Origin of the sequence: Psychromonas sp. (genome assembly GCF_047632995.1) — a bacterium.
Classification (GTDB): Bacteria; Pseudomonadota; Gammaproteobacteria; order Enterobacterales; family Psychromonadaceae; genus Psychromonas.
The window spans coordinates 1-4,064 of sequence record NZ_JBLIEK010000207.1 but is presented as its reverse complement, the minus strand read 5'-3'; the positions used below and the strand labels follow the sequence as shown (position 1 = coordinate 4,064).

Annotated in this window: 4 protein-coding genes; 3 read left to right on the top strand and 1 reads right to left on the bottom strand. The window is 40.0% G+C overall.

Annotated elements, in window-relative coordinates; translation table 11 throughout:
* Together proS and ACJAT7_RS18295 are read left to right on the top strand one after the other, a co-directional pair.
* On the top strand, positions 1–927 hold a 927-nt coding region (gene proS, locus ACJAT7_RS18300; RefSeq protein WP_415228233.1), incomplete at its 5' end, for a proline--tRNA ligase.
* Positions 928–1,239: 312 nt separating this feature from the next.
* Positions 1,240–2,253: an alpha/beta fold hydrolase gene (locus ACJAT7_RS18295; RefSeq protein WP_415228232.1), complete on the top strand. Its 1,014-nt coding sequence runs from the start codon at positions 1,240–1,242 to the stop codon at positions 2,251–2,253.
* A gap of 5 nt (positions 2,254–2,258) precedes the next feature.
* Here the strand turns inward: ACJAT7_RS18295 and ACJAT7_RS18290 are convergent, their stop codons facing one another.
* Entirely contained in the window at positions 2,259–2,435 is a 177-nt protein-coding gene (locus tag ACJAT7_RS18290) for a hypothetical protein (RefSeq protein ID WP_415228231.1), read from the bottom strand.
* Positions 2,436–2,725: 290 nt separating this feature from the next.
* Here ACJAT7_RS18290 and ACJAT7_RS18285 point away from each other — a divergent pair.
* On the top strand, positions 2,726–4,064 hold a 1,339-nt coding region (locus tag ACJAT7_RS18285; protein ID WP_415228230.1), incomplete at its 3' end, for a hypothetical protein.

Here is a 4,064-nt window from a genome sequence, read left to right as displayed (position 1 = left end):
GTGTGCGAATTTTTAAATGTTAAAGCTGATCAAACCGTCAAAACCTTATTGGTGGAAGGCAGTTGTAAAAAGGGTGAAAGCGCCCCCGTCGTTGCACTTGTTTTACGTGGCGATCATAACCTCAATGAAATTAAAACTGAAAATATTGATGGTATTGCCAGCCCGCTTACTTTTGCCAACGAACAGCAAATTAAAGATACGGCAAATTGTGATGCCGGTTCAATTGGACCTAAAGGTCTAACAGTGCGTACTATTGTTGATCGGGCCGCTGAAAAACTCGCCGATTTTGTTTGCGGTGCAAATGAAACGGGCAAACATTTAATCGGTGTTAACTGGGATCGTGACATCAGCAATTATGAAGTTGCCGATTTACGAGATGTTGTTGAAGGCGATCCGAGCCCCTGCGGTAAGGGAACGCTTTCAATGGCACGGGGTATCGAAGTGGGACATATTTTCCAACTAGGTGATACTTATACTAAAGCGATGAATGCTGGCGTACTTAACCCGCAAGGTAAAAACCAGATATTAACTATGGGTTGTTACGGCATTGGTATCTCACGCATTGTTGCTGCCGCTATTGAGCAAAACAATGATAAAAATGGGATTATTTGGAACGATGCACTGGCACCTTTTTCGATAGTGATTGTCCCGATGAACATGCATAAATCACATCGTGTGGCAGAACTTGCTGAAAAATACTATGCAGAATTACAAGCGGCAGGTGTCGATGTCTTATTTGACGATCGTAAAGAGCGCCCTGGTATTATGTTTGCGGATGCTGAGCTGATGGGCATTCCACATACCCTAGTGATTGGCGATCGTAGCCTGGATAATGGCGTGATTGAATATAAAGATCGTCAGTCAGGCGTAAAACAGGAAGTTGCTATTGATGAGGTTATTAACTTTATCAAAACCAAACTGGCTTAATCATTTCCGTATTATATAATTAAAAAATCGGTATTTTTATTCCGATGTTAATCGTTTAAGGGGCTTTTAAGAAAACCTGAACGATCTTGCAGATAGAGCATAATCCCCAATCTTAGCTAATGGGGTTTATGCTTTAATTAATAGATGCATTAGAGATATGAAAATAAGCATTACCAACCCAAAAAAGAAAATAGCGTCCTATTAAGAACCACATAACATCACGGATAATAGATGAAAAAAGCTTCTCAACTAAGATTACTGATACCTTTTTTATTTTTACTTTCTAGCGCATTGACCTCCGCGGAAAATAACATGACAAATAATCCCTACGGTTTAACCACTGAAGCAGAACTGAGTGATACTTTTAATAGTAAAATAAACGCATTTTGGGAAAAAAATGCAACGTCAGGTTCTTTACAGGGCGTTGGCAATAAAAGACTGCATACTATTAGTATTAAAACAGGTAATGCTAAAGCGATTGTGATTAGCCAGGGTCGAAACGAGAGTGTATTAAAGTACAAGGAACTTGCCTTTGATCTTAACCGTCAAGGTTATGATCTCTATTTAATTGACCACCGGGGTCAGGGATTTTCAGAACGCTTAGGCGGAGATCGATATCACGGACATGTTGTTGATTTCCAGGATTATGTCGATGACCTTAACCGTTATATTTTATCCTTAGATTTAGCAAATCATTACCCGCATAATTACCTGTTAGCACACTCAATGGGCGGCACGGTAAGCGCGTTATACCTCGAACAATACAAACACCCGTTTCAGGCCGGCATCTTATTAAGCCCCATGATGTCAATCAATTTAGGCAGCATACCCCCTGTTATTGCCAATATATTAACCTCTAGCGGTGCCGCCGTGTGTAGCTGGTTTAGTGATCAATCCTGTTATGTGTTTGGTGGCGAAGAATATAAGCCCAAAGCCTTCATCGGTAATGACGTAACGTCCAGCGAAGTTCGTTTTAATGCATCACAAAATACTTTTACAGCATTTCCGGAAACACAACTTGGCGATGCGAGTATGCGCTGGGTTGCTCAAAGCCTTAGCGCCACCAAACAGGCGGTTGATAACGCCGATAAAATAAATATTCCAATCCTATTGCTGCAAGCTGGAGCCGATAAGGTTGTGACAGCGGCAGGGCAAAATAAATTTTTCAAAAAGTTAACCCAGTGTAAAGCGAAACGTTTTCTAACTATACCCAATGCAAAACATGAGATATATTTAGAAAAAGATCAATCCCGATTAGCCGCTTTAAATGCAGTACTTAAATTTTTAGAAGCATCACAACAAGGCACTCTGCGATGTGAGAAATAGCTATTTCAGCCTGCTCTGCCCAGATCATCGCATTCCGGAAAACTTGATAAAAGTAATACGATTAAGATATTTTTCTGTGCGCCAATACCAATACAGGTGAAGTCGTTACCTAGTTGGAAATTTCCGATGCCATTACATTTGGAGATGGTATGAATGTTACTCGCGGGTGCTAAACCTGTCATAATGGAAAACGCTCAGCATGCGCTAAAAGATGCTCTGCCGGATGTAGAAAAACGTTTTCATCTAAAGAGCATGGTGTGGCGGTAATGATGGATAGATATTTAGCCTAGTACCCATAATATAAAGTAAATATTAAGCCAAAAATATTGATGCTTAATCACTCTAATTAACAATGTGAACGGCTTAAGCGCCGAGCGATGATTAAGTATTTAAATTAAAAGGCAACATATTGTCGTGTTTGTGCAGATTTATGCACGCTTAACCGTCAATGATGACTGAACTGAGGTTTTTTATGCGTTTATTAAGTTTCTTATTGTTAAGTAGTTCCCTGCTTTTTAATGCAGCTTGTGTTTCCCCGACTTCGACGGTCTCACCTCCGCCAGATAAAATCACCGTCATCAAGGAAGATTTTTCAACAATATTGGATAGTAATTTCCGAGGCTATTTTAGTTTTACTGATGGTAAAGGTTATTTCACGACCTGTGATTCCGGACAAGATTTTCCGGTAATAGTTAATGTGGCATTAACTAATATTTATCAGCAAATCACCCCGGAAAAATCCACCCCTGTGTATATCGAATTTGTTGGTGAAATAACCTTTCCGGCAATAAATACGCCACCATCAGATCCACTAATGCGTATAGACAGAGTTCACCATATGGCGCTGCCTAAAGCTTCATTGCAATGCGCTAAAGCAACTACTGGTTTCTTATTTAAAGCTAAAGGTGAAGATCCCTATTGGCGCTTAAATATTGATCAAGATAAGCTGCATTTTGCCACTCAGGCGGGTAATAGAGCTTATAAGATCCAAGATTCAAACTTTAACAGCACGCAAACAAACTATATTAAAACGAACAATGAACAGGGAGAGCGGCTGAGCTTAAGAATTCAGCCCGGTCATTGTTATAATTTAAAAATGAAAGAATATTGGGGCCTGACCGCCAAAGTTGACAGTGTGTGGGGGGAATTCAGCGGCTGTGGAGAAGCCGGATGGCCGATAGATTATCACGACTTTGCCGGTTATTACTTAAATATCACCCCCTCTAAAACAACCAATTTAACCCTCAAGTCAAATTACCGGGTTGAATATAAGGAAAATATTGGAGCAGAAGCTATTACTAAAACAGGCTTCTGGAAAAGTAATTCTCCCGATCGGGTTGTGGTGATGCTAACGCAGCAAGGTATGCAAAAAATACAAGAAGAGCTTATTTTCAAACGTTCAGATGCGACTCTTCGCAGTACTAAACTTAACAAAAATAATATCATTATCAGGATCCCTCCTTCAGAGAGGCTATTCAATAAAATGACCAGTAAGGAAATTAGCTCAAAAAACACTACAAACCGAATTGAACGAGAATTCACGGTGCAACATATTGACCCAAAAACAGAAATTGATAAAGCACTACAAAAAGCGCTGAATCAATACTTTAAAATTCATCGCACCGATCCAAAAGGTACTAAATTTAGTTCGGTGAATTATGATCTCAACGGGGACGGTCTTAACGAGGCGATCGTACTACTTGATTGGTGTTCAAAGGGTGGCTGTGAAATGCTCATTTTTGAGCGTCAAGGAGGTGACTATCGTTTCTCAAGCCGCATATCTCAGATACAAGTACCTGTCATAGTATCCA

Bases quoted from the DNA above. Each gene is read 5' to 3' on its own strand.
- ACJAT7_RS18290 (WP_415228231.1), bottom strand. From the start codon at position 2,435: ATGACAGGTTTAGCACCCGCGAGTAACATTCATACCATCTCCAAATGT.
- ACJAT7_RS18295 (WP_415228232.1), top strand. From the start codon at position 1,240: ATGACAAATAATCCCTACGGTTTAACCACTGAAGCAGAACTGAGTGAT.